At 68.2% G+C, this 25,944-nt stretch carries 24 protein-coding genes and 1 riboswitch; of the genes, 14 read left to right on the plus strand and 10 right to left on the minus strand.

What is annotated here, in order from left to right:
- Window position 1 precedes the first annotated feature (1 nt).
- The 9 genes from GKZ92_RS20735 to GKZ92_RS20775 all read left to right on the plus strand — a co-directional run bounded on the left by GKZ92_RS20735 (window position 2) and on the right by GKZ92_RS20775 (window position 10,352).
- Complete coding sequence (locus GKZ92_RS20735) at window positions 2–637, plus strand: TetR family transcriptional regulator (protein ID WP_075863755.1); 636 nt, start codon at window positions 2–4, stop codon at window positions 635–637.
- A 149-nt stretch (window positions 638–786) separates the two neighbouring features.
- Window positions 787–2,073: a hypothetical protein gene (locus GKZ92_RS20740; RefSeq protein ID WP_006357169.1), complete on the plus strand. Its 1,287-nt coding sequence runs from the start codon at window positions 787–789 to the stop codon at window positions 2,071–2,073.
- Between the two features lie 130 nt (window positions 2,074–2,203).
- The gene (locus tag GKZ92_RS20745; RefSeq protein ID WP_155225601.1) at window positions 2,204–3,379 is read left to right on the plus strand and encodes a phosphatase PAP2 family protein; all 1,176 of its coding nucleotides are present in this window, start codon (window positions 2,204–2,206) and stop codon (window positions 3,377–3,379) included.
- A gap of 343 nt (window positions 3,380–3,722) precedes the next feature.
- Window positions 3,723–4,991 carry an ABC transporter substrate-binding protein gene (locus GKZ92_RS20750; protein ID WP_006357167.1) on the plus strand — a complete coding sequence of 423 codons (1,269 nt, stop codon included), beginning with the start codon at window positions 3,723–3,725 and terminating at the stop codon, window positions 4,989–4,991.
- Between the two features lie 146 nt (window positions 4,992–5,137).
- Entirely contained in the window at window positions 5,138–7,147 is a 2,010-nt protein-coding gene (locus GKZ92_RS20755; RefSeq protein WP_006357166.1) for an ABC transporter permease, read from the plus strand.
- A complete protein-coding gene (locus tag GKZ92_RS20760) occupies window positions 7,140–8,018 on the plus strand; it encodes an ABC transporter ATP-binding protein (RefSeq protein ID WP_006357165.1) in 879 nt (292 codons plus the stop codon). Before GKZ92_RS20755 ends, GKZ92_RS20760 begins: the two co-directional genes overlap by 8 nt.
- Complete coding sequence (locus tag GKZ92_RS20765; RefSeq protein WP_035752968.1) at window positions 8,015–8,761, plus strand: ABC transporter ATP-binding protein; 747 nt, start codon at window positions 8,015–8,017, stop codon at window positions 8,759–8,761. The genes GKZ92_RS20760 and GKZ92_RS20765 overlap by 4 nt, the downstream gene beginning before the upstream one ends.
- A gap of 42 nt (window positions 8,762–8,803) precedes the next feature.
- On the plus strand, window positions 8,804–9,532 hold the full coding sequence (locus GKZ92_RS20770; protein WP_155225602.1) for a TetR/AcrR family transcriptional regulator: 729 nt from the start codon (window positions 8,804–8,806) through the stop codon (window positions 9,530–9,532).
- Between the two features lie 163 nt (window positions 9,533–9,695).
- Window positions 9,696–10,352, plus strand: coding sequence for a pyridine nucleotide-disulfide oxidoreductase (locus GKZ92_RS20775; RefSeq protein WP_155225603.1), 657 nt, complete (start codon window positions 9,696–9,698; stop codon window positions 10,350–10,352).
- On the opposite strand, the gene GKZ92_RS20780 is transcribed toward GKZ92_RS20775, so the two are convergent.
- The 4 genes from GKZ92_RS20780 to GKZ92_RS20795 form a co-directional block, all read right to left on the minus strand.
- On the minus strand, window positions 10,304–11,566 hold the full coding sequence (locus GKZ92_RS20780) for an oxygenase MpaB family protein (protein WP_155225604.1): 1,263 nt from the start codon (window positions 11,564–11,566) through the stop codon (window positions 10,304–10,306). The genes GKZ92_RS20775 and GKZ92_RS20780 overlap by 49 nt on opposite strands.
- Before the next feature lie 65 nt (window positions 11,567–11,631).
- Window positions 11,632–13,212 carry an MFS transporter gene (locus GKZ92_RS20785; RefSeq protein ID WP_035752973.1) on the minus strand — a complete coding sequence of 527 codons (1,581 nt, stop codon included), beginning with the start codon at window positions 13,210–13,212 and terminating at the stop codon, window positions 11,632–11,634.
- A gap of 110 nt (window positions 13,213–13,322) precedes the next feature.
- Window positions 13,323–13,511, minus strand: a complete 189-nt coding sequence (locus tag GKZ92_RS20790; RefSeq protein ID WP_006357159.1) for a hypothetical protein — start codon at window positions 13,509–13,511, stop codon at window positions 13,323–13,325.
- 152 nt (window positions 13,512–13,663) lie between these two features.
- Entirely contained in the window at window positions 13,664–14,848 is a 1,185-nt protein-coding gene (locus GKZ92_RS20795) for an ATP-grasp domain-containing protein (protein WP_075863754.1), read from the minus strand.
- Between the two features lie 231 nt (window positions 14,849–15,079).
- On the opposite strand from GKZ92_RS20795, the gene GKZ92_RS20800 reads away from it, so the two are divergent.
- From GKZ92_RS20800 to GKZ92_RS20815, 4 genes are all read left to right on the plus strand, one after another.
- A complete protein-coding gene (locus GKZ92_RS20800) occupies window positions 15,080–16,195 on the plus strand; it encodes a DMT family transporter (RefSeq protein WP_155225605.1) in 1,116 nt (371 codons plus the stop codon).
- A gap of 63 nt (window positions 16,196–16,258) precedes the next feature.
- A complete protein-coding gene (locus GKZ92_RS20805; RefSeq protein WP_035752978.1) occupies window positions 16,259–17,125 on the plus strand; it encodes an SCO6745 family protein in 867 nt (288 codons plus the stop codon).
- On the plus strand, window positions 17,122–17,583 hold the full coding sequence (locus tag GKZ92_RS20810; RefSeq protein ID WP_006357155.1) for a nuclear transport factor 2 family protein: 462 nt from the start codon (window positions 17,122–17,124) through the stop codon (window positions 17,581–17,583). Before GKZ92_RS20805 ends, GKZ92_RS20810 begins: the two co-directional genes overlap by 4 nt.
- Before the next feature lie 11 nt (window positions 17,584–17,594).
- A complete protein-coding gene (locus GKZ92_RS20815; RefSeq protein WP_155225606.1) occupies window positions 17,595–18,263 on the plus strand; it encodes a phosphoribosyltransferase in 669 nt (222 codons plus the stop codon).
- Here GKZ92_RS20815 and GKZ92_RS20820 read toward each other — a convergent pair.
- The 6 genes from GKZ92_RS20820 to thiO all read right to left on the minus strand — a co-directional run bounded on the left by GKZ92_RS20820 (window position 18,205) and on the right by thiO (window position 24,905).
- Window positions 18,205–20,844, minus strand: coding sequence for a LuxR C-terminal-related transcriptional regulator (locus tag GKZ92_RS20820; RefSeq protein ID WP_155225607.1), 2,640 nt, complete (start codon window positions 20,842–20,844; stop codon window positions 18,205–18,207). The two genes, GKZ92_RS20815 and GKZ92_RS20820, sit on opposite strands and share 59 nt — an antisense overlap.
- Before the next feature lie 130 nt (window positions 20,845–20,974).
- Window positions 20,975–21,733: an ABC transporter permease gene (locus tag GKZ92_RS20825; protein ID WP_035753818.1), complete on the minus strand. Its 759-nt coding sequence runs from the start codon at window positions 21,731–21,733 to the stop codon at window positions 20,975–20,977.
- Entirely contained in the window at window positions 21,730–22,698 is a 969-nt protein-coding gene (locus GKZ92_RS20830; protein ID WP_035753816.1) for an ABC transporter ATP-binding protein, read from the minus strand. The genes GKZ92_RS20825 and GKZ92_RS20830 overlap by 4 nt, the downstream gene beginning before the upstream one ends.
- 131 nt (window positions 22,699–22,829) lie before the next feature.
- Complete coding sequence (locus GKZ92_RS20835; protein WP_042375133.1) at window positions 22,830–23,651, minus strand: thiazole synthase; 822 nt, start codon at window positions 23,649–23,651, stop codon at window positions 22,830–22,832.
- Window positions 23,644–23,844: a sulfur carrier protein ThiS gene (gene thiS, locus GKZ92_RS20840; protein ID WP_006357149.1), complete on the minus strand. Its 201-nt coding sequence runs from the start codon at window positions 23,842–23,844 to the stop codon at window positions 23,644–23,646. Before thiS ends, GKZ92_RS20835 begins: the two co-directional genes overlap by 8 nt.
- The gene (gene thiO, locus GKZ92_RS20845) at window positions 23,841–24,905 is read right to left on the minus strand and encodes a glycine oxidase ThiO (RefSeq protein WP_155225608.1); all 1,065 of its coding nucleotides are present in this window, start codon (window positions 24,903–24,905) and stop codon (window positions 23,841–23,843) included. The genes thiS and thiO overlap by 4 nt, the downstream gene beginning before the upstream one ends.
- Window positions 24,899–25,008, minus strand: a riboswitch (TPP riboswitch). (Overlaps the previous gene by 7 nt.)
- A 47-nt stretch (window positions 25,009–25,055) precedes the next feature.
- Here thiO and thiE point away from each other — a divergent pair.
- Complete coding sequence (gene thiE, locus GKZ92_RS20850; protein ID WP_230461853.1) at window positions 25,056–25,727, plus strand: thiamine phosphate synthase; 672 nt, start codon at window positions 25,056–25,058, stop codon at window positions 25,725–25,727.
- Window positions 25,728–25,944 lie beyond the last annotated feature (217 nt).

Below are 25,944 nucleotides of genomic sequence, written 5' to 3' on the forward strand. Positions count from 1 at the left end.
CGTGTCCAGCGCTCCATCCACCACCGACGCCCCGGGCAACAGCCCGGGGCGTCGGCCCGGGTTACGTGAGCAGCAGAAGGCGCGGACCCGCAACACGATTCGCGAAGCGGCGCTTCGCCTCATCTCCGAACACGGCTATGCGAAGACGACCGTCGAGCAGATCGCCGAGGCCGCGGGCGTCTCCCACACGACCTTCTTCCGCTACTTCCCCACCAAGGAACAGGTGGTGATCGGCGGAGAACACTTCGAGACCGAGGCCCGAGCGATCGTCGAGTCGATGCCGCCCGGACTCGGCCACTTCGACCTCATCCGGCGTCTGTTCACCGAACTCCACCGCCTCACGGTCGACGACCCGTGGGTCGGCAATCCGCTTCGGATGCAGCTGATCCGGTCGGAACCCCTGCTGCAGAAAACCTTCCAGGCCGAGTCCGAGCGGATGATGACCGGGATGCGGCAACTCATCGCCGACTACCTCGGTCGCGACGCCGACGACTTCGCCCTCGGCGTGTTCCTCGACGCGGTGGCCGGGGTGACCTTCCGACTCGCGACCGAAGGCGACGACAACCCCGCGGATCTGCAGATCGAGACGACCCTGCGGGCGATCGATCTTCTCGAACAGGGGCTTCCGCTCGACTGACTACGTCGCCGGTCCAACTGTGGACGGCGTATTTCGAGGGCGTTGTCAGGGGCGCATCTTCGTGACGGCTTCCGATGCAGTTCCCGAAAGCCACAGTGCACGGGCATGACCCAACCTACGATGAGCTGATCCTTGCAGGAGGGATCAGCATGCGCCCCACCCGACACCTCCAGATCAGGCTCTGGCCACGTACTCTCGCGGTCTCCGCGCTGACACTGGTCTTGGCCGCGACGTCGTTGATCGTGGCATCACCGCCGACGGCCCGGGGTTTCGCCGAGGACATCTGCTACACGCCGGGAGCACCACCTCACAACTGCGCACCGTTGCCGTTCGCCTGCCCGCCGAACAACGGCGACGATCCGTTGTGCGGCATCCGCGGCGCCATCCGTTACGGCTACACGCTGCAGCAACCGCTCGGCGGACGCAGTCTGGTGCACACCGATTCGACGTACATCATGGCGCGTAAGGTGGGCTTCTCGCTGCAGGACGCCTATTGGATCGCCGCCTACAGCGAGGCCACCGACCTCGGTACCTTCGCGCCCCGTGACATGCGCAGCAACAAGGTCCCGAACGCAGCCGCGTTGACCACCAAGGACATCAGCGGTCTCGTGCGCACTCACTTCAACACCGGCGGGTTCCTCTTCCACGTGCTGCCGACGATGCGTGGTCCGCGATCGCCGGTACCGAACGGGTTGCGACCCAACGTGAACGATCCGCGGCACGAGGTGATGCTCACCCACATCCGGCGCTGGGCCATGGAAGGCCCCGGCAGCGACGCACCCCTGTGCACCGGCGGTTTCACCGACCGGACCGCGCGCGGCGACTTTGCCACCGGAACAACGTGTTACGGCGGGCGCAACAACCCGGCCCAGATCACCGGGCAGTACAGCGTCGCCTATCCGGTCACGCTCCCCTTCCAGAACGTGACCGGCCGCCAGGTCATCACCGACGGGGTGACCTCGGAGCGATTCGACTCCTACGTCGGTAAGCAGTCGGCAAACGCGCGTATCGGCATCTACATCCACGCCCTCGGCGACCGGATCTCGCACCATACGTGCACCGACCGGGCCACGATGACCCCACCGACGCCGCGACACCGTGCCTTCGACATCGACCTGCTCGATCGCGCCTGCAATCAGGGACCGCATGCGGTGCGCCACGAATACGAGACCGGCGTGGACTTCCACGATCTCGCTGCGGAGGACCGCACCACCGAGGCAGCCCTCTCGATGGTCTACGACGAGCTGGTGAACTTCGCCCGCGAGCGCGGGGTGCTGAACCCGGCGGCCACGAGCCCGGCAGCGAAGACCACGGTGGTCACCAACGGCCTGATCCCCGCACTCGAGCGGCGCAATCCCGAGGCCCGAATCCGCGCGGTGACCGCGGTCGGTTGCGGTCTCGGCGTGCCGGCGTTCCCGGGTAGCCCGGCCTGCTGAATCCGACCACTGACGGTCACGGCCGTTCGTCCGGCGAAGGAACATCTAGGATCGTGGGGTGATCTCGGACAGCGTCGCCCGACCCCGCAGGACCGCCGCACCTCGCCCACGCCGGCGGACCCTCACGCGGATGTTCGCGCCTGTCATCGCGACCGCGGCCGCAGTCGCCGCCACCGTCGCGCTGGTCGCCCCCACACAGGCCGCCCCCGCGAAGCCCACACCGGTGCCGTTCCCGACCGGAGATCTCGTCCGGCTCTATCCGTCGGACGTCTCGTCGTTCCCCGGCGGCGCCTACCTGCAGCCCATCGAGACGTTCAGCGCGCTGCGACGGGACCACCCCGAGATCATGGCGCAGAACCTCGACAAGGTCGTGGCCATCAACCAGGCCGCGGCCGACGACCCCGCCCTGCAGCGGCGCGCACTCACCGACGCCCACGACGATCCGCTCGTGACGATGTCCGACGCGTTCGGACAGAAACTCGGAAGCCACTTCCGGAACGCACTGGCTGCCGGTCGCCTGCCCAAGACCAAGTCGATCTTCAGCGACTACCTGGCCCGCGGTGGCGGCATCGCCAACACGACGCTGGTCGAGAAGTACGTCTTCGGCAACGACCGCCCGTTCGTCGTCGCCCCCAAGCGAATCCGGAAGTACACGCGCACCGACGAAAACGAGTACGACGCCCTCGGGGCCAACCCGTCCTTCCCCTCCGGACACGCGGGCATGTTCTTCTGGCGCGGAACGCTTCTCGCGCTGATGCTTCCCGAGTTCGCCCCGCAGTTCCTCACCCGTGCTTCCGAGGGCGGTTACCACCGCGTCGTACTCGGCGTGCACTACCCGCTCGACGTGATCGGCGGCGCCATGGTCGGCCAAGCCGCGGCCGCCGACCGGTGGAACGACCCGGAATTCAAGCGTTTGCTCCGCGCCTCCGCGACCGAGATCCGTCGTGAACTCGAATGGCGTTGCGGTGCTCCGTTGTCCACCTGCATTAACCAGGACACCCCGTATCTGACCGACGACGAGGCGAAGCGTATCTACACCGACCGCCTCACGTACGGCTTCGGCCGGGTCGCCTCGCCCACGCATCGAATGGTGGTGCCACAGCAGGCCGTCGACATGATCTCACCCGCCTTCCCGTCACTGTCCGACGCGCAGCGTCGCCAGATCCTCGTTGCGACCGCGCATCCCGCCGGCTACCCGCTCGACGACCAGCGACCGGGACGCGCCTCCTGGCAGCGCCTCGATCTCGTTCGGGCTTACACCGCCCGGGTGACCGTCGACGACAACGGCGGCGTCACCGTTCACTGACGGCGCTTTCCGCTTTCCCTTACTGAATCGTTTGTCCCACTGCGCGTTGCGAACTCACCCGCACGCGCCATCTCGTCGTGTCGTGGGCGTCAGTGTGTGTCCAGTTTGCCCGAACAGCTTGACACCAGAGTAAGGATACGGCTAATTTTCGGGTGGTCCACGTCACACCCGAGGTGGACTCACCGCCCGTGAACTGGGCGGACGGTGCCGAATCTCGCATCCAGTCCGACGACTGGGTTAACGAACTCACTCACCTTCAAGCCCCGCCGGGGCGATGTCGCCGTGCCCGCTTCCCGGGCTGCTTCGTCGTGCCCGGAGACCATCGCCGAAAGGCAGTCGAAACATGCGTTTGTCGAACTCTCGAGGAGCCGGACGGCTGGCGGCGGTCGCCGTGGCCGCGGCGTGCATCTTCTCCGTCGTGTCATGTAGCAGCGACGACGGCGGATCGGATGGCTCCGCCGCGGATTCCAGCGGTACCAAGGCCTCCGGCGAAGCCATCAAGGTCGGATTGTTCAACCCCTCCAAGGGCCCGGCCACCCAGCCCGGTGTCACCACCGGCAAGCAGGCGGCCGTGGACTACATCAACAACCAGATCGGCGGCATCAACGGCCGCCCCATCGAGATCATCGACTGCGGTATCGACCAGACCGCACCCGAGTCGACGGTGTCGTGCGCCAACCAGTTCGTCGAAGCCGGCGTGGTCGCCGCGATCGACGGATTCAACGCCGAATCCGCTGCCGCCGTGCCGATCCTGACCGCCGCGAAGATCCCGCTGGTCGGCCAGATCCCGTTCAGCACCATCACCGGCGCATCGGCGGACAACCGTGTGTACTTCGGACCGCCGCCGGCCGCGTTCCTCGTCGGCTTCATGCAGCAGCTGAAGGCCGACGGCAAGAACTCACTCACGCTCGCGAATGCCGATCTGCCGCAGGCACATCAGGTCTTCGACGGCCTCATGAAGCCGCTCGGCGCGCAGCTCGGCATCGAGGTCAAGTCGGTGTACTACCCGCCGGCCGGACCCAACTTCACGCAGCTGGCGAGCCAGCTCGCCGAGGGCAGTCCCGACGCGGCCGGTCTCATGACCGCACCCAACGACAACGTCTGCACCAAGCTCGCCCAGTCGCTGCGCTCGGTGAAGTTCGAGGGCACCATCTTCCTGGCCGCCTGCACCGACTTCATCGACACCCTCGGCCAGCAGGCCGTCGGCGCGCAGACGTATTCACCGTTCTGGCAGACGCCGGCGCTCGACTCCACCCCGGCCGAGGTCAAGGGCAACCTGGAGACCGCCCAGAAGTTCATCGACGACCAGAGCGGCACCGCCGGCTTCTACGCCTACGGCACCTTCTCGATCCTCGCCGACTTCGCGACCACCGTCGGCAACGCCGAGCTCAGCGACTACACCGGCCCGAGCATCCTCGGCGCACTGAAGGCGGTCAAGGACTACCAGTCCTTCATCGGACCGAAGCTCAACTGCGGCAAGCCGACGAGCCCGAACTGCACCACCGAGATGCTGCTGTTCAACGTCGTCGCCGACAAGAAGACCGAGCCCGCCACCGGGGGATTCATCACCCCGCTCCCGGCCGCGCTCGCGCTCATCCCGGGCGCCGCGTAACCGAGCACGACACGGTGGGGATGGGCCCCGCACCCGGGGCCCATCCCCACCACCCGCTCCCCGACCGTTCTCCCGGGTGACCCACCCACCCGTCCGCGCAATCCGTCCGCGTGAGATGCACACGCGCCGAACGAATGAGTACGCACATGGGCCAGTTCCTCCAGTTCGCCTTCCTCGGGCTAGCCGCGGGTGCCATCTACTCGGTACTCGCCTCGTCTCTGGTCGGCATCTACGCCGCCACCGGAATCATCAACTTCGCCCAGGGTGCCATCGGTCTCTACTCGGTCTATCTCGTCGCCGCGCTGCGCACCGACGGCAGTCTCGTCCTGCCCATCGGCACCCTGAGTATCGGCAGTGAGGACAACCCCACGTCGATGGAACTCGCTCTGGCCCTCGGCGTGGTCAGCGCGGTGGTCTGGGCCCTGCTCGCCCACGTCCTCGTCTTCCGTCCCCTACGACACGCGCCCGTGCTCGCACAAGTCGTCGCGTCGGTCGGCCTCATGCTCTTCCTCCAGGCCCTCGTCCAGCTGCGTTTCGACACGGAAAATCTGTTCGCCCAGTCGATCCTGCCCGAGGACACCGTCGACATCGCCGGTGCCGTCGTCAACGTCTCCGACCTGATCCTGGCCGGTGTCGCCATCGCGGTGTCCCTGCTGCTGTGGGCCTACTTCCGTCTCACCACGCTCGGGGTCGCGACGCGCGCCGGATCCGAGGACGAACTGGCCGCCCGCCTGTCCGGCTACTCCCCCGACCGCCTCGCCGCCATCGTGTGGGTCATCACCGGCGCGGCCACCGGCCTCATCGTCGTGCTGGCCTCGTTCACCATCGGCCTGACGGTCACCAGCTACACCTTCTTCGTCATCCCGGCGCTGGCGGTCGCACTCGTCGGACGGCTCACCTCCTTCGGGGTCGCCTGCGCGGCAGGACTAGTGCTCGGCGCCTTCCAGTCGGTGATTTCGTGGCTCGCCACCAAGGCCTGGTGGCCGGAGTGGGCGCAGGCCGGTCTCGGCGACGCCGTGCCCTTCGTCATCGTGGTGATCGCGTTGTTCCTCCTCGGCGGACGAATCCCGTCGCGCGGCTCGCTCGGCGAGGTACGCATGCCTGCGGTGCGCATCCCCCGCATCCGGGTCATCCCGACCGTGGCGATCGTCGCGGCCGTCGTCCTCGCCATCCTGCTCACCTCCGGCACCTGGCGGTTCGGCGTGGTCACCTCGGTGATCCTCTCGCTCATCGCGCTCTCGCTGGTCCTGCTGACCGGTTACCTCGGCCAGATCTCGTTGGCGTCCATGGCCTTTGCCGGCGCCGCCGGATTCGCCCTGTCGAAGCTGACCACCAACTGGAATGTGCCGTTCCCGTTCAGCATGCTGTTCGCCGCACTGATCGCGACGGGACTCGGCGTGCTGGTCGGCGTGCCGGCCCTCCGTATCCGCGGCGCGCAGCTCGCAGTGGTGACCCTGGCCGCGGCACTGGCGATCCAGAGCTTCGTGTTCAACAACCCGGCCATCACCGCGTTCGAGGGCAACATGATCGCCGACCCGACACTCTTCGGCATCGACCTCGGTGTGCGCGACGGCACCAACCTCGTCACCCTGCGGTTCGCGCTGATGGTTCTCGTCGTCGTCGCGATCGCCACCCTCGTGGTCCTTCGGTTCATGGGCGGCTCCACCGGCCGCGCCTTCCTCGCGGTTCGCTCCAACGAACGCGCGGCGGCATCGGTCGGAATCAACGTCGCCGCAACCAAACTCCTCGGCTTCGCCCTGTCGGCCTTCCTGGCCGGCATCGGTGGCTGCCTGATCGGCTACAGCCGCGGCCAGCTCTCGGCCGGCTCGTTCACCGTGATGATCGGCCTGACGCTGCTCGCGATGACCTACGTCGGCGGAATCACCTCGTTCGCCGGCGCCGTCATCGCCGGCATCATCGGCCCGCTCGGCGTCGGTTATGTGTTCCTCACCCAGACACTGAGTTTCGGCGAGTACTACGAACTGATCGCCGCGGGCAGCCTTCTGCTGATGGCGGTGATGAACCCCGTCGGCGTGGCCGGCGCGGCGTCCGAACTCGGCGACAAGATCCGGGCCCTACGGCACCGCCGAGAACCGGATCCAAAACCCGAGGCGCCCGGTGCGGCGCAGAGCGCGGAGGCAGGTGTCCATGTCTGAGTCGACCGTCCTGGAACGGACCACCCTGCTCCAGACCGGCGGGCTCTCCGTCCGCTACGGCGGTGTCAGCGCCAACACCGACGTCGACATCACCGTCGGCTCCGGCGAGATCGTCGGCCTGATCGGCCCCAACGGCGCGGGAAAGACCACCTTCGTCGACGCCGTCACCGGGTTCACCAAGGCCACCGGCACCGTCTCGCTGGCCGGTGAACGCCTCGAGAAGGCCTCGCCGCATCGTCGGCGTAGAGCCGGAATGGCACGCACCTGGCAGGCCGGCGAGCTGTTCACCGACCTCACCGTCTCCCAGAACCTGGCCGTCGCCGTGCAGCCCGTCGGCCTGCGCGCGATGGTGTCGGACGTGCTCAACGGTTCGCGGCCACCCGCCGAGACCATCGACCACGCACTCGATCTCGTCGGTCTGCGCGACGCCGCCGATCAGCGTCCCGGCGAACTCACGCTGGGACAACAGAAGTTGGTGGGCGTCGCCCGGGCCCTGGTCGGCGGGACCCGACTCGTCCTGCTCGACGAGCCGGCGGCGGGCCTCGACACCCACGAGAGCCGCGACTTCGGTGCCGAGCTGCGGCGCATCGCTGCCACCGGCATCGGAATCCTCCTCATCGACCACGACATGTCGCTGGTCCTCGACGTCTGCGACCGCCTCTACGTGCTCGACTTCGGGAAGGTCATCGCCAGCGGCACACCCGCGGCCATCCAGGACGATCCGGCGGTGATCTCCGCTTACCTGGGAAGCCCGGAGGTGGACCCGGATGCGGTGGCCGAGCTCGATGCGGCCGGGTCATCCGGTGGGCCAACCGATCTCGCGGCCGGAACCGAACCGACCACGACCGCCGCGCCCGAGGAGAACCGATGAGCACGCCGAACGACGCCTCCTCGGCGTCCCCCGTCCTCGAACTCGACGACATCACCGTCGGCTATGGCGGTGTGCCGGCCGTGCGCGGTCTGAGCGCCTCGGTCCGCGCCGGGGAGATCCTGGCCCTGCTCGGCCCCAACGGTGCAGGCAAGACGACCACTCTGCTCGCCACCGTCGGCGCCCTGCCGTTGATGTCGGGCAGCGTGACCGCGCTGGGCGAACCGATAGACCATCACATCGAACGCAACGCCCGCCGCGGCGTGACCCTGGTCCCCGACACCCGCGGCCTCTTCCACAAGCTGTCGGTATCGGACAATCTGCGACTCGCGAAGCGCAAGAACGGAACCGATCTCGACACAGTCTTCGGGTACTTCCCGAAACTGAAGACCATGCGCTCGCGGCAGTGCGGCAATCTCTCCGGCGGCGAACAGCAGATGCTCGCCCTGGCCAAGGCACTCCTCGCGCGTCCGCGCGTTCTGCTCATCGACGAGATGAGTCTCGGCCTGTCTCCGGTCGCCGTGCAGGATCTGCTCCCGCGGCTCCGCGCCTTCGCCGACGAGCACCAGATGGCGGTCGTCCTCGTCGAGCAGCACATCGACCTCGCCCTCGGGATCGCGGACTCGGCGATCGTCCTCCATCACGGCCGGGTCGCACTGTCGGCGAGTGCCGCCGACCTGCGCAGCCGTCGGGACATGGTGGAGGCCGCATACTTCGGTCGCACCATAGAGGAACAGGCCTCCTGAGACCGGCCGAAGAACGCCACCACCGACGAATCCGGGGACGCCGTGGTCACGGTCGACGATCCGAACACCCACGATCCGAACGGGCACGATCCCAACGGGCGAGGGCCCGGCCGGTCCGCTCGGCGCCGCACCGGCCAGGACCGTCCGGCACGCAGCACCCGGAATCGTCCGACCGACGAACAACTGCTCGATGCCGCCTGCGAGGTGATCGCCGAGGTGGGCGCCGACCGGGCGACGATGACCGCGATCGCCGAACGCGGTGGCACCACACGGGTGACGCTCTATGCACACTTCGGGTCCCGCGATGAGCTCGTCGCCCGCGTGATCAACCGCGAGCTCGACATCTTCACCTCGTTCATGTTCCGCGTCTACGACGAGAGCGAGGACATGCCCTACGGGGCGCGGGCCCGCCATTCGGTGCAGTGCCTGTTCGACTACGCCCGGAACCATCCCGCCGGCCTGCGGGTGCTCATGGGACACAGTGGGGGCGGCGGTAGCAACCGGCGCCTGTATGCCGCACTCGAACCGAGGATCTCCGCGCGGTTGCGGAAGAACTACGCCGAGCGCGGTGCCGACATCTCCGCGGGCGCGGACACGCTCGCGTCTCTGCTGCTGGGCATGAGTCTCGACGTCGCGCATCGTGCGCTCATCGTCGACGGCGCCGGCATCGACGAGGCCTGCGACCTCGCGATCACCGCCACCATGGCCGTGCTCCGCGACGTCCGGCCGGAGCAGCTCCAGGCGCTCGACGCGTCGCTCGACCAGCGCTGACACCCCATTCGAGAACTCTGTCCAAGACGGTCCAAGGTCCGGACAAGTCGACCCCAAGTTCCCCACAAGCGGACCGGGCGATTCTTTCTCCTGTCACACGAACCCCCGCGGTCGAACCGCCTCCGGGCACCCCGGACGACGACCGCCCAGGAGAGGAAACCCCATGTCCCGCCCGCAGAACACCCAGCCCGACACCGACCACCTCGCGACCGAGCAGATCGACACCCTGCACAACACGGAGATCGGCCCCGTCTCCGGCCCCCGCCGGCCGCTGTGGCAGATCGGTCGCCGCGCCACCGTCATCGTCGCCTGTCTGGGCTTCACCGCCCTGACGGCCTGCAGCTTCAGCATCGGCTCCCAGACCGTCGAGGAGGCCTCCGACATCGACGTCGGCGAGTGCCTGCAGATCGGTGACGAGGCCGGCGAGGGCAAGGTGGAGGCCACCAAGGAGGACTGCGAGGGCACCGAGGGCCTCACCTTCTTCGCCGCCGACAAGGTGGCGTCCGACGCGGAATGCACCGCCGACTACACCTCGACCCTCACCTTCTCCGGCGGAGACCAGAAACTGTGCATGACACCGAACTTCGCGACCGACACCTGCTATCAGATCCCGCTCAACGGCGGAAAGCTCGCCGACTACCGCGAGGTCGAATGCGGCGCATCCCCGGTGGACAACACGGTCATCGCCAAGACTGTCAGCCGCGGCGACGGATCGATCGGCTGCCCCGATGACCAGACGAAGTGGACCTTCACACAGCCCACCTCGATCGGCTACTGCCTGACCGAGGACGTCACCGCCGCAAGCGCATTCGGCGGCTGAGCGGTCGGCCCGTCAACCGGCGGCTGGCCCGACGATGCGGAGTTCGCGGCCGCATCGACCAGACCATGGGTGACCCGGTAGTCGTCGCGCATCCGGGCCATCTCGGCATCGCGCACGCGGTAGGCCTTCTCGATCCGTGCACGAGCGCGCCGTGAGCCGCCCAGACGCTGTGCCGAGCCGGCCAGCGCGAGGGACGGACCGACCCGGCCGAGAAGGTGCTTGATCTTCCCGTCCGGGATGCCCAGGGCATCGGCGTCGTCATCGCCGATGAACACCCGCTGCAACCCGTACATGAGGTTGGTGGCCAATCGATCTCGCAGGATGCGCGGGCCGGGCAGTACGTTGGCGAGCTCAGGGACGAGGTAGTCCTCGGTGAGCGCGACCACGAAGTCGTGATCGTCGGGCCCGGGTCCCGGTGACGTCAGGCGGTACAGCTCTTCGATGCGGACATGATCGGCCTCGCACGTCGGGCCGAGTTCGGGACTCATCCCGACGACATGGCCGACGTAACGCCAGAGGTGGTAGATGTCCTCGAGCTCACGGTCGGTGAACCGGACCCCGAGGGTGTGCATCGCGTCGATCGCGATGTGGCCGAACTCGGCGATCGTGAACGCCATGTACGGCTGCGGAATCGGTACACCCCAAGCATTTTCGTTCCAGTCGCCGCGCTTCCACAGCATCTGCCGGACGTGCGCGTGGATCATGCGGACGCGCACGGTGTAGGCGAAACCGTCTCCGTCGCGTCGCATCCCGCCCGGGGTGATGACCTGACTCAGCCACTCCCCCACCTCCACCGACCGCATCGCCGGCTGCGACACATAGCGTCCGGTGATCGCAAGGGGTTTGGCGGCGATCGTGTTTCCCGCGCCGCGCACCAGCGAAGCCGCGCCCAGCACGATGCCGAGCGGCGCGGTGTTGACGATGAGCGCGTCCGCGGCCCGGGCCATCCGATCGTGGTCGACCCAGTCCGGCTCGTCGTCGAGAAAAGCGAACAGCGCCCGCATCGACTCGGTGGACTCGTCGAGCGATCCGATCCCGTGGGCGAGCGCTCTCCGGAGCACGGTGGTCGTGGACCCGCCCGGATGCGAGTCGGCCGCCACCGCGTCGGCGAGGGGATCGGCGAGCCACATCTGGTCGAGCCAGACTCGTCCGGCCTCCCCGTATCGCTGTACGGCCAGGTCGGCGTTCACCAGATCAGTGGGTATCCGCTCCATGACTCAATGAGAACACGTGCGTGCTCACTTTCCATTCGTTTTTCCCGCGCCGGCCGAGAGCGACCTCAGAGACTGCGCTGCTCCGCGTACTCGGCCATGGCCGCGCGCTCGCCGTCGTGATCCGGATAGAAGAAGAAGACGATGGCGGCGCCCACCAGCACGATCGCCGCGGCGGCACCGTAGGCGCGGTTGTCCCCGTGCACGAAGGCGTCCCGGGCGGCGCCGATGATCTGATCGGCGTACTGCGGATACCGCTCGGCGAGCACCTCGGCGCTCGAGAAGGACTTGGTGAGCGCCGCCTCGGTCTGGTCGGTGACCTGATCCGCCTGCGGGGAGTTCGCGATCGTCTCCCGCAACTGGTTGGCGTAACCGGCCGTCAGGATCGCGCCGAGCGTCGACTGCAGGATGGCTCCGCCGAGGTCGCGCTGCAGATCCGACATGCTCGACGCCATGCCCGCCCGCTGGACGGGCACCGATCCGGTGAGCGACTGCGACGCCGGGGTGCCGGCCAGGCCCACGCCGATGCCGACGAGGACGTAGACGAGCCCGACGTGCCAGAAGTGGGCGTGTTGATCCCAGGTGAGCATCGCGAACACCAGCCCGAGCACGATGAAGGCGTACCCGGACAGCAGGGTGAACCGTGATCCCATGCTCTGCACGAGTTTGGCCGACCGCGGTGCGACGACGACCATCGCGCCGGCGGCGGGCAGGATCGTCGCGCCCGCGGCGAGAGTCGAGTAGCCGAGCACGTTCTGCATGTACTGCTGGCCGATGAACATCGCGCCCATGAGCGTGCCGAAGACGATGAGCCCGCCGAGCGCCGCGACCCAGAAGGTGCGTCGGGATGCGATGCGGAGGTCGAAGAGCGGAACACGCACGCGCAGTTGCCGCCACACGAATCCGGCACCGGCGACGATCGCGATCGCGGCGAGGATGTAGACCTGCAGCCGCTGATCGCTGTTGGGGGCGAAATTGATGGCGAGGACCAGCGCCCCGACCATCACGATCGAGACGATGCCGCCGAGGTTGTCGACGACCGCCGCCTCGTCGCCGGTGTCGTCGGGCACCAGCCTCCATGCCGCCGCCAGCGCGAGGACCGCCAGCGGCAGGGTCACCAGGAACACCGAATGCCAGTCGAACACCTCCAGCAGACCACCCGACATCACCGGTCCGAGAGCGGAGATCGCTCCGCCGAACGCCGACCAGGCGGCGATCGCCCGGGTGCGTTTGGGACCCGACCACAGCGCGGTGATCACCGCGAGGGTCGTCGGGAAGGCCAGGCCGGCCGCGATGCCGCCGACCAGACGGGCACCGAACAAGACCTCGACGTTCGGCGCGAAGCCGGCCACGAGCGACGCCGGGATCGACAGAGCCATGCCGAACACGAGCATCCGCTTGCGGCCGTGGCGATCTCCCAGCGCACCGAAGTACAGCACCGACGCCGCGAGACCCAGCGAGTACCCGACCGCGATGAGGTTCAGCTGCGTCGAACTGGCGTCGAGATCCTTGCCGATGTCGGGCAGCGCGACGTTGGCCACCGCGAGGTTGATGTTGGCCACGCCCGCGACGAGGATCAGCGCGACGAGGATCGCACGCGCGCGTGCCGGTGCCGTACCGGTGTCAACCTCGGGCGTCGTCGACGTCATCGGTGAATCGTACGTGCGGAATCACTGCCCGAGCAGGACTTCCGCGCGTCAGCGGCACGGAATTGTCACGTCCCGGGGACCATCGGCCCCGGGACGGGAGAGTCGTGCCGTCAGATGCAGATGTTGAACGACAGCGAACCCAGCGGGACTCCGAAGCAGAGCGCCACGGACCCCACGACGGGTTGCGCCTCGACCGGCGCCGCTGCGGCGGTGGGCGCACCGGCGAGTGCGAGTGCGCCGGCCGCGGCGACAGTCGTGATCCCGACAGTCAGACGACGAGTGATCTTGGATGTGTACATAGCGAGCCCCCTCGAGCACGTTTCCCCCGCACCGAACCCGCTCACGTGACCCATCGCCGCAGGTGGTGCTAGGTTTCGAGTCTACGCCGACAGGGCCGGAGATCGTGTCGCACATCTGGGGGACACGGGTGGAACCGGTCCGTGGACCGGGCTCAGAGGCTGATCCGCAGACCGTCCCACTCGTGGTCGTGCATGAACCCCTCGGCGAGCCCGACCCGGTACTTCAGACAGCTGCGGAGGATGCCCGCGTAGGCGAACGGGAGCAGGACCGCCGGCTTCTGGTCGCCGGACCGGGTGATCACATCCGACGCGCCGCGGAAGTCGCGTGCGAACTGACGGAACGACCGGCCGTTGCGAGAGGGCGCACGCCATCCGTAGAGCATCATGCCGACACCGATCATCTTGTCGACACCGGGTGCGGGAGTGATGATCTCGGTGTCGGGGTCGGAGGTGCCGAGGAAGGCGCGGTCCACGCCGTCCTCCGGAGAGAACATCATGATGCCGCTCGTCGCGCGCGGATTGCACTCGATGCAGAACAGGTCCTCGTCCGGTCCGTCCTCGATGAAGTCGAAGCCGATCTGCCCGGTGAAGTTGACGCGCTCGACGATGTCGGCGACCCACGCCTGGATGCGCGGGTGGTCGACGGACCGGAAGTTCAGGCATGAGCTGCCGTCGATGGCGTAGTCGACCGGATAGGTGGCGTGCGCGTAGATCCGGCCCTCGTGGCACACCGAGTAGGTGCAGTACTTGTCGCCCGAGACCCATTCCTGTGCAACCCACGGGTTCTGTTCGTCGTGCTCGAGCCAGGTGAGCGGGTCCCCCGGCTGCACCTTGTGCACCTTCTGCGAACCGCGCGAGTAACACCGCTTGAGCGCGAAGGGCTTGTCGAAGTCGAGTGAACCCGCGTCCTCGGGGCCGGCGACCCGCGCGAATGTGCGGGTGGGGATTCCGAGTTCGACGAGCAGTTCCTGGAATTCGTACTTGTGGTGCAGCCGGTTCTCGATGTCGAAGTCGGAGAGGAAGAGCCGACATGTCGGCGGGAACAGTTCGGCGAGCATCGCGATGATGTCGGTTTCCTCGTGCACCGGGATCACCATGTCGACGTCGTTCTCCTCGACGATCCGGGCGAGGGCACGGCAGTATTCGAGGGGCTCGAACTTCGGCGGCGGAACACGGTGGAATTCGCCTACCGCGTTGGAGAATCTGCTGATGGCGACGGGAATAGAGTCGACGGTCGTCACGCGATGACCACCCGCAGCCATGAGTCGTGCGAGTTCCAGGGAGAGGAACGACCGACCGAAGGTGATCAGTACATGAGCTCGTCCGGCGCTGTCCACCCGACAGAGTCTAGGGGGTACTCCGGACCCTGACGCGCCGCGTCGGCCCTACGCCTGTTGAATGGAATCGGACACTACGGGAATATTCGGTATCTATCTGTCGGTTCGTCCTGTTAGTTTCCGCACGACCGGGCTTTTGTGCCGGTCGAGCCTGTGGTGGCAGGCAGTCGGATTGGGCGACGGACCGGATGACCTCGAGAACCGGGGGTTCCGGACCGAGTTGGAGGAGGCATGCAACTGTTCGTGGTCGGCGTCATCGCCGCATGCCTTGCCGCTGTCGCCTACGGGATGTCGACGGTGCTCCGCGCGCTCGGCGCGCGTCGTGTCGCCGCGGCAGCCGCCGAAGAGGGTAAGGGCATTACCACCGAGACGGGTGCTCCCACCATCTCCTCGACGATGTCGACCTTCGTCGATCCCGCCTTCATCCTCGGCACCACGATGGTCGTCTTCGGCTTCGCCGGCGGGGCACTCGCCGCCCGGTTCCTCCCGCTCTTCCTGTCGCAGACCATCGTGTCGGCGAACCTCGTCGTCACCGCACTCCTCGGCACGATCATCCTCAACATCGCCCTGCACACCCGCGAATGGGTCGCCATCTGGCTCGTCGTCATGTCGCTGTGCCTGCTCGGTGTCTCCTCGTCGCATCACACCGGCGGCGGCGAAGAGGTCGGTTTCCACTGGGGTCTGTTCCTCGCCACCGTCGCGCTGTGCGCCTTCGCGCTCGTCGCCGTCTACAACCTCGGTTCGGCCGCCGGCGCCATCGTCGGCGGCGCCGCCGCGGGTCTGTTGTTCGGCATCATCGCCATCGCGGTCCGCATCCTCGACGGCGTCCAGCCGTTCGATCCCGTTGCGCTCCTGACCGACCCGGCGGCGTGGACCATCGCCGCAGCGGGCGCGGTCGGCTTCTACATCCAGACCGTCGCGCTCCAGCTCGGCGCGGTCAACGGCGTCACCGCCGTGCTGGTGGTCGGCGAGACCGCCGGACCCAGCCTGGTGGGTGTGGTGTTCCTCGAGGACACGGCCAAGCCCGGACTCGGCTGGCTTGCGATCCTCGGCTTCGTCGGCGCCGTCATCGGTGCCGTGCTGGTGGCGTGGTACGGCTCGGTCGACCCCGACCACCTCGGTGAGGCTCCGCCGATGAAGGGCGGCTGGCGTCGCGGCCGCGAGGAGCCGGAGTATTCCGACCCAGAGAAGTCCGAACCCGGCGCGTTCGAGGCGGAGGCCTTCGAGGCGGAGTTCCGAAGTGGACCGGGTGATCCCGACTCGCGCGACGACGACGCAGGGTTGCGTCCGGACGGCTCCGCGTCCGGCGATCGATCCGTCGGCAGCCGGGACTCGCGGCACAACTGATCGCGAGCGTCCATCGCCGCGAAAGTGGTTGACACCCGTTCCGCCGGTGGAGAAGGTGGGGTGATGACGCCCACAGCGACCACGTCGCTCTCCCGCCTCGCCTACGAGACCCTCGAGCCCTTCCACATTCTCGCGTACTTCAACCCGGGACTCGGCCCCGCACAAGAGGACACCGGTCTCGACGGCCACGCCTTCTACGTGGGCGCACGCGGAGCTCCCCTCGGCCCCTGCGCCGCCCCGGTCGTCTCCGCCGCGTTCTACAACTTCAACCCCGACCTGGTCGCCAAGTCCTGGCACGCCGCGGTCGACGCAGGCCTCGACCGAGTCCACGAACGTCGCAACGCGATGCTGGATGACTCCCTGCGGCAGATCCTCGGCGATTCCGCCGACGACGCCCTCCTCGACGAACTCGCCTCCGGGTACACCCGGCTCGCCGCGGACCTTCCGCTCGGCGGTCGTCCCCTCGCTGCGGCGTGGGCGTCGGCGCCGATCCCGGAGACACCGCGCCTGAGGTTGTGGCAGGCGACCGCTGTACTGCGGGAGTGGCGGGGCGACAACCACATCGCCGCCCTCGTCCTGCACGGACTCAACGGCTTCGATGCGGCGGTCTTCCACGAGGCCCAGCTGCCCGACCCGACGGTCAAACGCAAGGTCATGGGCAAGCGCGTCGTGCTGCTCACGCGTGGCTACACCGAACAGGACTGGGAGGACAGCATCGACCGACTGGCGGAGGCGGGCCTGGCCGAACGGACCGAGGACGGCCATCGACTCACGGCACAGGGTGCCGCGGTGTACGACGACATCGAGGCGACCACCGACGCCGCGGGCGAGTCGCTGTGGTCGGGCAACTCCGAGTTACTCGAACGGACCCGTCCGATCGTGAAGGCCGTGCTCGATGCCGGCGTCCTGCCCGGAACGAGGCGCAAGTGAGCAATCACAACGAAGACGTCCGCGAGATCGAGAACCTCAAGTACCGCTACCTGAGGGCACTCGACACCAAGGACTGGAAGACGTTCGCGTCGACGCTCACCGAGGATGTGACCGGCAACTACGGTGCGAGCCTGTCCTTCGCCAACCGGGACGAGCTCGTGGGGTACATGGAGGCCAACGTCGGTCCGGCGGTCATCACCGAGCACCGCGTGAACCACCCCGAGATCGAGGTCTCCGGCGACACCGCCCGCGGCCGTTGGTATCTGCAGGACCGCGTGATCGTCGCCGAGTTCTCGTTCATGCTGATCGGAGCCGCCTTCTACGAGGACACCTACCGCCGGACCGAGGACGGCTGGCGCATCAGCGCCACCGGTTACGACCGCACCTACGAGGCCACCATCGGACTGGCCGATCTGCCGAGCTTCAAGCTCGAGGTCGGTCCCGCGGTGCACCTCTGAGGACACCCGACATGTCCGGCCGCGTCTTCCCCGACCGAATCGCGGCGGGACGTGCCCTCGGCGCCCGGGTCGCGGAGGGCCTGCGGTCCCGGGAGGACACCCACGGGGCCAGGCCGGTGGTCATCGGCCTGGCGCGCGGCGGGGTGCCCGTGGCCCGTGAGGTCGCCGATGCGACGGGCGGCGACCTCGACGCCCTCGTCGTACGCAAGATCGGCGCACCGGGACACGAGGAGTTCGCGATGGGCGCCCTGACCGCCGGCCATCTCGTGGTCAACGACGACATACCCCGCCGGTTGGGCGTCTCGCGTGCCGAGTTCGACGCGGTAGCCGACCGGGAACGTCGCATCCTGCACAACCGCGAGGAGCTCTATCGCGGCGGACGGCCACCGGTCGAGGTCGAGGACCGGGTCGTGGTGTTGGTCGACGACGGTCTCGCCACCGGCTCGACGATGGCGGTGGCCATCGACGCGATGGATGCCGCCGGTGCCGCACGGTTGATCGTGGCCGTACCCACGGCACCGTCGGATTCGGTCGGCCGCCTCATCGATCGGGGCGTCGACGACGTCGTCGTACTGACCACCCCGGAACCGTTCGAGGCGGTCGGACTCTCCTACGACGACTTCAGTCAGGTCGACGACGAAGAGGTGATCGAGTGCCTGGAGCGCGATCACCGTCCTTGAGCAACAGCTTGGCGATGCCCTCACGGTCGGTGACGTCGAGTTTGGTGGACGCACGGTAGATGTGCCCCTCGACGGTGCGCACCGAAACAGTGAGCCGCTCCGCGATCTCCTTGTTGGACAGGCCTGCCGCAACGAGATTCGCGATCTCGCGTTCACGTGAGGTCAACGGGAGCGGTTGTGCGGCGGTGATGAGCGCGGGAGTGCGCAGACCGCCGCATTCCGAGGCGAGTCGGTTGGCCACCGCCGCCGAGGCAACGGTCGCCGACCTGCTGCCCGCCGAATCATGCAGCACACTCGCCTGCGCGGCGGCGTCGGCCGCCGACAACCGAACGCCCAATGACTCGAAATCGGCTGAGCACAGGTCGAGTTCGACGGCGTCACCGGCAGCGAGCGCGATGGCGTGCCGGGCGTACAGCGGCGCCAGTGGGCCGTCGACGAGTCCGGCGAGTTCGGTGAGTCGCTGGGCGACGGTGGCGTCACCGAACCTGGCAGCCGAGTGCAGCGCCTCCGCCTCGATGGCAAGTTGTTCTGTCTCCCTTGCCTCTTCGGCGGTCCGACGGAGAAGCGCGACGGCCGGCGTGATGGTGCCGGCGGCCGCCGACTGCCAGGCCTGCGCAATGGCCAGCATCGGACCGAAGATCGCGACGTGCCTGCCGTACCGGGCCCTCGCCTTCTCCAGCACCTCGGCGGCACGGTCGACCTGACCGAGTGCACTCAGTGCCTGGATCAGGAAGATGTGGGCCGGGAAGTTCCAGGACTCGGAGAACTCACCGCTGTCGAGGGTGGCGAGGGTCTGCTCCATCCGCCGGGTCACCGAGACGCATGCGCCGCGCGAGAGTTCTACTGCGGCAACGAGAATCTCCGACATGGCCCAGCCCAGGTACTGCGCGGTCTGGGCGGCCGTCAGGAAGCGCCCGGCGGCAGTGTCCGCGTCGTCGAGCCGGCCGGTCAGCGTGAGGGCGAGGATCTCACCGAAACCCGTCGGGAACCGGAGGAGTCCGTCGACCTCCACCTCACGCGAGTGCGCGGCCAGGGCCTCCACCTCGTTGCCGCGCCCTGCGACTGCTCGCGCGAGAGAACCACCGAACACGGCCCACTCGATCGCCCACGGAAGTTTGCGCTTCTCGGCGAAGACACTGTCCGACAACGCGATCGCCTCACCGATCCGGTTCTCGAACAGCGCGCAGGCCGAGGCGATGCCGGTGACGATGGGCACGAGCGCGGGCTGCATGTCCCGCTTGCGCAGCATCTGCAGGATCTCACCGGCACGGTCGGCGTCGCCCAGGGCCCAGAACGCGTTGCCGATCCGCAGATTCCCCCAGAGCAGGAGTTGCGCCTCGTCCAGATCGTCCGGGGAGAACCGCGACAGGATCTCCTCGGCCTCGTCGGGATGGCCCTGCCACATCCGGGCGCGTGCGAGCAGTTCGGCGACGTCGACCCCGGCGCCCTCGTCGAGGGCCGCCCGCGCGAACCGTTCACCGAGTGAGGTCTGCGCGAGTTTGAGGGCGTCGCTCGCCGCGGTGCGAACGAGCGACAGATCGATCTCGACGTCGCTCTCGATCGCGAGGTCGGCGAGCCTGATCCGCTCGGCGGGCGTGTCGGTGGGGCGGGATCGCAGCGCCTCGACGAGGTTGCCGCGGAGTCGTCGGGACGACACCATCCCGAGTCTGCGGCGGATCACCTCGCCGAACAGCGGGTGGTGGAAGGCGACATTCAACCGGCGGCCGTCGCGCGTGATGCGGACGAGGCCGGCGATCTCGGCCTCCTCCACGGCCTCCTCGCCGGCGAGTTCGGCGAGCACGTCGATGTCGAGCGGTTCACACAGGCTCAGGTACTTGAGCGCGCTGAGGACCGACGCATCGAGTTGTTCGATCCGCCCCTCGAGCAGCGATGCGAGTTCGGAGGTGATGGCCGCGCGGCCGCGCAACTGCCAGACCCCGTTGACCTGTCGCAAGGTGTTCGCTTGGCGGGCGCCGTCCACGAGATGCCGCAGGAACAGGGCGTTTCCACCCGATGCCTCCCACATCAGGGAGGCCGAATGCTCTTCGAGCTGCCCACCGAGGACGGATTCGATCAGCTCGACGCTCTGCTCTTTGGTGAACGGCGACAGCGTGATCCGGGTGAGGTGATTGTCCTTCCACAGGGAGGTGACGGCGTCCGGCACCGCCTCCCCGCTCCGGACGGTCGCCACGATGTGCACCGCACGGTCGATCGCGAGCTGATGCAGCAGGGTGGCCGACAACTCGTCGAGCAGATGCGCGTCGTCGACTCCGATGACGACATCACCGTCGGCGAGCAGAGATTCCCGGGCGGCCGCCAGATAAGTGACCGGATCGCTCGACGTCGCCGGACCGACCAGGTGGGCGAAGACCCCCAACGGAATCGATCGTGCCGACTCGGTCCCGGCCACCCAGCGCACGCCGGTCGGCAGTTCGGCGGTGACATGCCGGGCGAGGGTCGTCTTGCCCACCCCCGAATCGCCGGTGAGCACGACCCCGCATCCGTTCGTCTTTCCACTGAGTGCGGCGAGGATCGTGCGGAACTCACGCTCACGCTCGACCATCGGCCAATTTGTGGACATGCCACTGAATTCTAGTCCGCGGCGGCCTTCGGCGGGCTGCGCGAAGGATCGTCAATCGTCATTCGGCCGCCGAATCGCACCTCTCTCGGCGGCCGTTCCGGGTCACAGGACGTATGAGCAGATCCGCGAACTACGCATCCCGGGCACTGGTCACGACAATTGCGATCGTCAAGAGGATCGCGGTGACCACCGCGAAGTACGCCAAAGAGCCGTAGGCGTTCCAGTGGAAGGTGGGGTCGCCGCCGGACAAGAAGTTCCAGCCGTTGAGGAACGGCAGGAACGGCGTGATGTTCTCGCCGATACGCGGGAGCACCGACAGGATGCGTTCGAGCGCGAACATCCATCCCAGCACGATCGCCACCGCTCCGGCGGAATGCCGTACGAGAGCACCCACCGAGAGCCCGATCAGTGCGCACAGCATCGCGAAAACCGGCGTGCCCCAGAGCTGTCGTATCGTGTCCGGACCACCGAGCGCGATGCCGTTACCGGTGAGCGCCTGCCCCAGAACGACACCGAGGAGCCCCACGATCGCGGCCACCACGAAGGTGAGTCCACCGAACACGACGGTCTTCGCGAGGATCACGAGGGGCCGTCGGGGTACTGCGGCGAAGGTCGGCCGGATGGTGCCGAACCGGTATTCGGTGGTCACGCCCAGGACGGCCATGATCGCGAAGACCGCGGCCCCGAACTGGTTGACGCCGACCAGGTAGTCGATGGTCCGGGTGTCTACCGACGCCGAGTCGGCGTAACCGCCCGACAGCAGCCAACCGAGCAGGACCGCAACGCCTATGCCGAACAGGACCACCATCGCGAGGCACCAGTACGGGGCACGGGTGCTCGACAGCTTGATGCGTTCGGCGTCAACCGCCGCGAGCGCCTGGCCGATCATCGCCGGCTCCCTTCCGGGGTGCCCGGACCGGATTCGACGGACCGGAAGCCGTCGCCACCGTGATAGTCGACGGCGTGGGCGGTCATCGACATGAACACCTCCTCCAGCGAGGCCGATTCGGCGGCGAGCTCGTGCAGCGTCACGCCGGCCGCGGCGGCGATGTCCCCGACGCGGTCGGTCGTCGTGTCGGGTACCCGCATCACCGGCCGCCCGTGGGCGTCGGGTGCACCGGGCGCCGGCGCGAGGCCGGCCTTCGCCAGTGCGGTGTGCAGCTTCTCGAGTTCGGGACCGCGCACCCGCACCGATTGCCGGGCCCGGCCGGTGAACTCACCGACTGAGCAGTCGGCGATGAGACGCCCACGACCGATGACGACGAGATGGTCTGCCGTCAGCGACATCTCGGTCAGCAGATGGCTGGAGACGAGTACGGTGCGGCCTTCGGCGGCCAACTGCCGCATGAAGCCCCGAATCCACACGATGCCCTCGGGATCGAGCCCGTTGACCGGTTCGTCGAACAACAGGGTGTGCGGGTCGCCGAGCAGCGCACCCGCGAGTCCGAGCCGCTGCGACATACCGAGCGAGAACCCACCGGCACGCTTCCGGGCCACCGACGCCAGGCCGACGATCTCGAGCACCTCGTCCACCCGGGACTTCGGAATCCGATTGCTCGCGGCGAGCCAACGCAGATGCGAACGCGCACTCCGATTGGGGTGGACCCAGTGTGCGTCGAGCAGCGCACCGACCTGGCGCAGCGGATGGTCGAGATCGCGGTACGGCACGTCGTCGATGGTCGCGGTCCCCGACGTCGGACGGTCGAGTCCGAGCATCATGCGCATCGTCGTCGACTTACCAGCACCGTTGGGCCCCAGGAAGCCGGTGACCCGCCCCGGCCCCACCTCGAAGGTGAGGTTGTCGACCGCGCGCTGACTCCCGAAGTCCTTCGTCAGATTCGTTACCCGCAACACGAGTCGACCATAGCCGCCGACCGGGGGTGCGCCGGGTGGTTGCGACACACCGGGCCCTCGAGGCTCGTCGCTTGCGCTCCCCGCACCTCAGGCAGCAAAGGGCGGGTCGGGCAGCAGGCAGTTGCGTGGGATCAGCCCCGCTCCGGCGTCGGCGACGATGCCTGCGCCCAGAACCGTTTCGGGATGCGACCCGCCCGTGCGGCGAGTCGTCCGGCGATCACCGCATGCCGCATCGCGGTCGCCATTCGCTCCGGATTCTCCGCACGGGTGACGGCGGTCGCGAGAAGCACTCCGTCGCAACCGAGTTCCATCGCACAAGCGGCGTCGCTGGCGGTGCCGATACCGGCGTCGAGGATCACCGGGAGGGGATCGTCGAAGGCCGTGGAACAGTGGTCGATGATCATCTCGATGTTGTGCGGGTTGAGGATTCCGAGTCCGGTCCCGATCGGTGAGCCGAGTGGCATCACCGCGGCGACGCCGAGGTCGGCGAGTCGCGCAGCGAGGACCGGGTCGTCGTTGGTGTAGGCGAGCACAACGAATCCGTCCGCCACCAATGCGGCTGCGGCGTCGACGAGTTCGACGGCATCCGGCATCAGGGTGCGTTCGTCGGCCACCACCTCGAGCTTCACCCAGTTCGTCTCGAACGCCTCGCGGGCCAACTGCGCGGTGAGCACCGCCTCGGCGGTGGTGTGGCATCCGGCGGTGTTGGGCAGGACCGCGATGTCCAGGCGGCGCAGCAGGTCGAACACCCCCGTCCCCGACGCGGCGTCGACGCGACGCACGGCGACGGTCGTGAGTTCGGTACCCGACGCGACGAGTGCACGCTCGAGGGACGCGAGATTCGTCGCGCCACCGGTTCCGGTGATGAGGCGGGAGGAGAACTCGCGGCCGGCGATCCGAAGCGGGTCTGCCTCGGAAACGTCTGCGCCGTCGATGATGCCGGACTCAGCCACCTTGCACCGCCGTCACGATCTCCACTACGGCTCCCGAGGTCATCGTGTGTTCCGACCATCGTCCTCGCGGTACGACTGCGCCGTCGACGGCCACCGCGATCCCGCGGTCAGGCAGTCCGAGGCGGGTGACGACATCCTTCACCGACTCGTCGTCGCCCACGTCGAGGTTCTCTCCGTTCACGGTGATGGTCACGCGGATGCTCCTTCCAGAATCCCGAGCACCCTGTCCGCCGTGCCCGGTGCGAGAACGATGCCGTTGCGGCCGTGGCCGGTCGCGACCACTGTACGGTCGTCGATCCGCTCCACGATCGGCAGTCCGTCGGCGGTGCACGGCCGTAGTCCGGCGCCCGCCTCGGTCAGTTCGTAGGTGCGCAGTCCCGGCATGACCTCGATCGCGTCGGCGAGCAGATCGGCGACGCCACCTGCCTGCGGAGTGCGGTCGCCGAAGTCACCGGCCTCGTATTGCGTTGCGCCGACCACGATCCCGTCCTCGCGCGGGACCAGGTAGACCGCCCGGCCGTGGAGCCGGGCCCGGACCACGTGGCCGGGCGGCGGAACCGACCACCGTGTCCGGCGCAAGCGAAGGATCTCCCCCTTGGCCGCGTGGAGGGGCACCTCGGGAAGCAGTGCCGCCGTGGCGATTCCGGCGGCGAGGAGGATCTGATCTCGCGGGCCGGCCTGTTCGCGGACGTCGGCGAGGCTCTCCACCCGTGCATCCATGAACCGCACCCCGGCCGCGGCCCCGGCGCTGCGCAGGGTCGCCAGCAGCCGTCGGTTGTCGATCGACCACTCCCCGACCGCCCGGTAGCCGCCGACGAGCCGCGAACTCAACGACGGCTCCAGGGAACGGATCTCACGACCCGTCACCGTGCTGAGCGTGGCGTCGGTGCGCGGCTGATTGGCCCAGACGAAGTCGGCGAGATGGCGCAGGTACTCGGCGTCGGCTGCCGAACCGGCGACGAACAGGGAGTCGGTGGCCGTCACGATCGCGGGGTCGGCGAGCCGCTTCACCAGCGTCGGCCAGCGCCGCACCGATTCGACCGACAGCGCGAGCGCGGCCTCCTCCCCCGGATGTCCCTCGCCCAGCGAGCCGAGCATGCCGCCCGCAACCCATGAGGCCCGCTCGTCGTGACCGGCGTCGACGACGAGCACCTGCCAGCCGGCGTCGGCGGCGGCGAGCGCACAGGTCAGACCGATCACGCCACCGCCGACGACGGTGAGTGCACGGTCGAATCCTGCTGGGGTGTTGCTCAAGCCAGATCACCTTCCTTCGCCGGAATGACCCGGATCAGGTTCGACGGTCTGCGGAGGGGTCCGCACTCTCAGCCCGCCTGCCCGGGCTCCCGTGTGTTCTCGCGGTCCACCCTACGCCCGGCCGGTCGACGCGGGGCTAGCCTGGTCGCCGTGACGACTGCTTCCGAATCGCGCCGCCGCCTTGATTCCGCCCGGCTCTATCTGTGCACCGACGCGCGACGCGAGCGCGGCGACCTGCTCGACTTCGTCGGCTCCGCCCTCGCCGGCGGCGTCGACATCGTGCAGCTACGCGACAAGGGGTCGGCGGGCGAGAAGAAGTTCGGCACGCTCGAGGCCCGTGAGGAGCTCGAGATCCTCGCCGCGCTGCGGGGCGTCGTCGACGCCCATGGCGCGTTGCTGGCGGTCAACGACCGCGCGGACATCGCCGCTCTCTCGGGCGCCGACGTCCTCCACGTCGGACAGGGCGACCTGCCGCCGGCGGTGGCGCGCCGGATCGTCGGCCCCGACGCGATCATCGGGGCGTCCACCCACGACCCCGAGCAGGCCGCGGCCGCAGCCGCCGACCCCGACGTCGACTACTTCTGCGTCGGCCCGTGCTGGACCACGCCCACCAAGCCTGGTCGCAGTGCTGCCGGCCTCGACCTGGTGACGACGACCGCCGGCGCCGCGCCCGGCAAGCCGTGGTTCGCCATCGGCGGCATCGACGCCCCGCGGGTGCCGGAGGTGACCGCCGCAGGTGCCCGCCGGATCGTCGTGGTGCGGGCGATCACCGCCGCCACCGATCCCGCTGCCGCGGCCGCCGACCTCCTCGGCCGGTGGTAGCCCAGGGGCGGTCCTCAGGGTCGGTTGTCAGAGTGGACTGCCGAGGCGGAATCCGTTTGCCTGATCCGGACACCGCGGTCTAGCCTGGACCGATCATGATGTGCATCAAGAGCGCGCTCGTAACCCGCCGCAGCGGGGTCTGATTCTGACCGACCCCCCGCTGCGGGTCGGTTGCACGCTCTTGTCGGTCATCCGTTCTTCGACCGAAATCGGCTTT

The sequence above is a fragment of the Gordonia sp. 135 genome, from assembly GCF_009720185.1.
In the GTDB taxonomy this organism is placed as follows: domain Bacteria; phylum Actinomycetota; class Actinomycetes; order Mycobacteriales; family Mycobacteriaceae; genus Gordonia; species Gordonia alkanivorans.

Excerpts from the sequence above, each read along its gene's own strand:
- GKZ92_RS20740 (WP_006357169.1), top strand. The coding sequence starts at position 787 with ATGCGCCCCACCCGACACCTCCAGATCAGGCTCTGGCCACGTACTCTC.
- GKZ92_RS20775 (WP_155225603.1), top strand. The coding sequence starts at position 9,696 with ATGTCCCGCCCGCAGAACACCCAGCCCGACACCGACCACCTCGCGACC.
- GKZ92_RS20805 (WP_035752978.1), top strand. The coding sequence starts at position 16,259 with ATGACGCCCACAGCGACCACGTCGCTCTCCCGCCTCGCCTACGAGACC.
- GKZ92_RS20820 (WP_155225607.1), bottom strand. The coding sequence starts at position 20,844 with ATGTCCACAAATTGGCCGATGGTCGAGCGTGAGCGTGAGTTCCGCACG.
- GKZ92_RS20785 (WP_035752973.1), bottom strand. The coding sequence starts at position 13,212 with ATGACGTCGACGACGCCCGAGGTTGACACCGGTACGGCACCGGCACGC.
- GKZ92_RS20750 (WP_006357167.1), top strand. The coding sequence starts at position 3,723 with ATGCGTTTGTCGAACTCTCGAGGAGCCGGACGGCTGGCGGCGGTCGCC.
- GKZ92_RS20755 (WP_006357166.1), top strand. The coding sequence starts at position 5,138 with ATGGGCCAGTTCCTCCAGTTCGCCTTCCTCGGGCTAGCCGCGGGTGCC.
- GKZ92_RS20800 (WP_155225605.1), top strand. The coding sequence starts at position 15,080 with ATGCAACTGTTCGTGGTCGGCGTCATCGCCGCATGCCTTGCCGCTGTC.
- GKZ92_RS20780 (WP_155225604.1), bottom strand. The coding sequence starts at position 11,566 with ATGGAGCGGATACCCACTGATCTGGTGAACGCCGACCTGGCCGTACAG.
- GKZ92_RS20765 (WP_035752968.1), top strand. The coding sequence starts at position 8,015 with ATGAGCACGCCGAACGACGCCTCCTCGGCGTCCCCCGTCCTCGAACTC.
- GKZ92_RS20790 (WP_006357159.1), bottom strand. The coding sequence starts at position 13,511 with ATGTACACATCCAAGATCACTCGTCGTCTGACTGTCGGGATCACGACT.
- GKZ92_RS20815 (WP_155225606.1), top strand. The coding sequence starts at position 17,595 with ATGTCCGGCCGCGTCTTCCCCGACCGAATCGCGGCGGGACGTGCCCTC.
- GKZ92_RS20825 (WP_035753818.1), bottom strand. The coding sequence starts at position 21,733 with ATGATCGGCCAGGCGCTCGCGGCGGTTGACGCCGAACGCATCAAGCTG.
- GKZ92_RS20760 (WP_006357165.1), top strand. The coding sequence starts at position 7,140 with ATGTCTGAGTCGACCGTCCTGGAACGGACCACCCTGCTCCAGACCGGC.
- GKZ92_RS20745 (WP_155225601.1), top strand. The coding sequence starts at position 2,204 with ATGTTCGCGCCTGTCATCGCGACCGCGGCCGCAGTCGCCGCCACCGTC.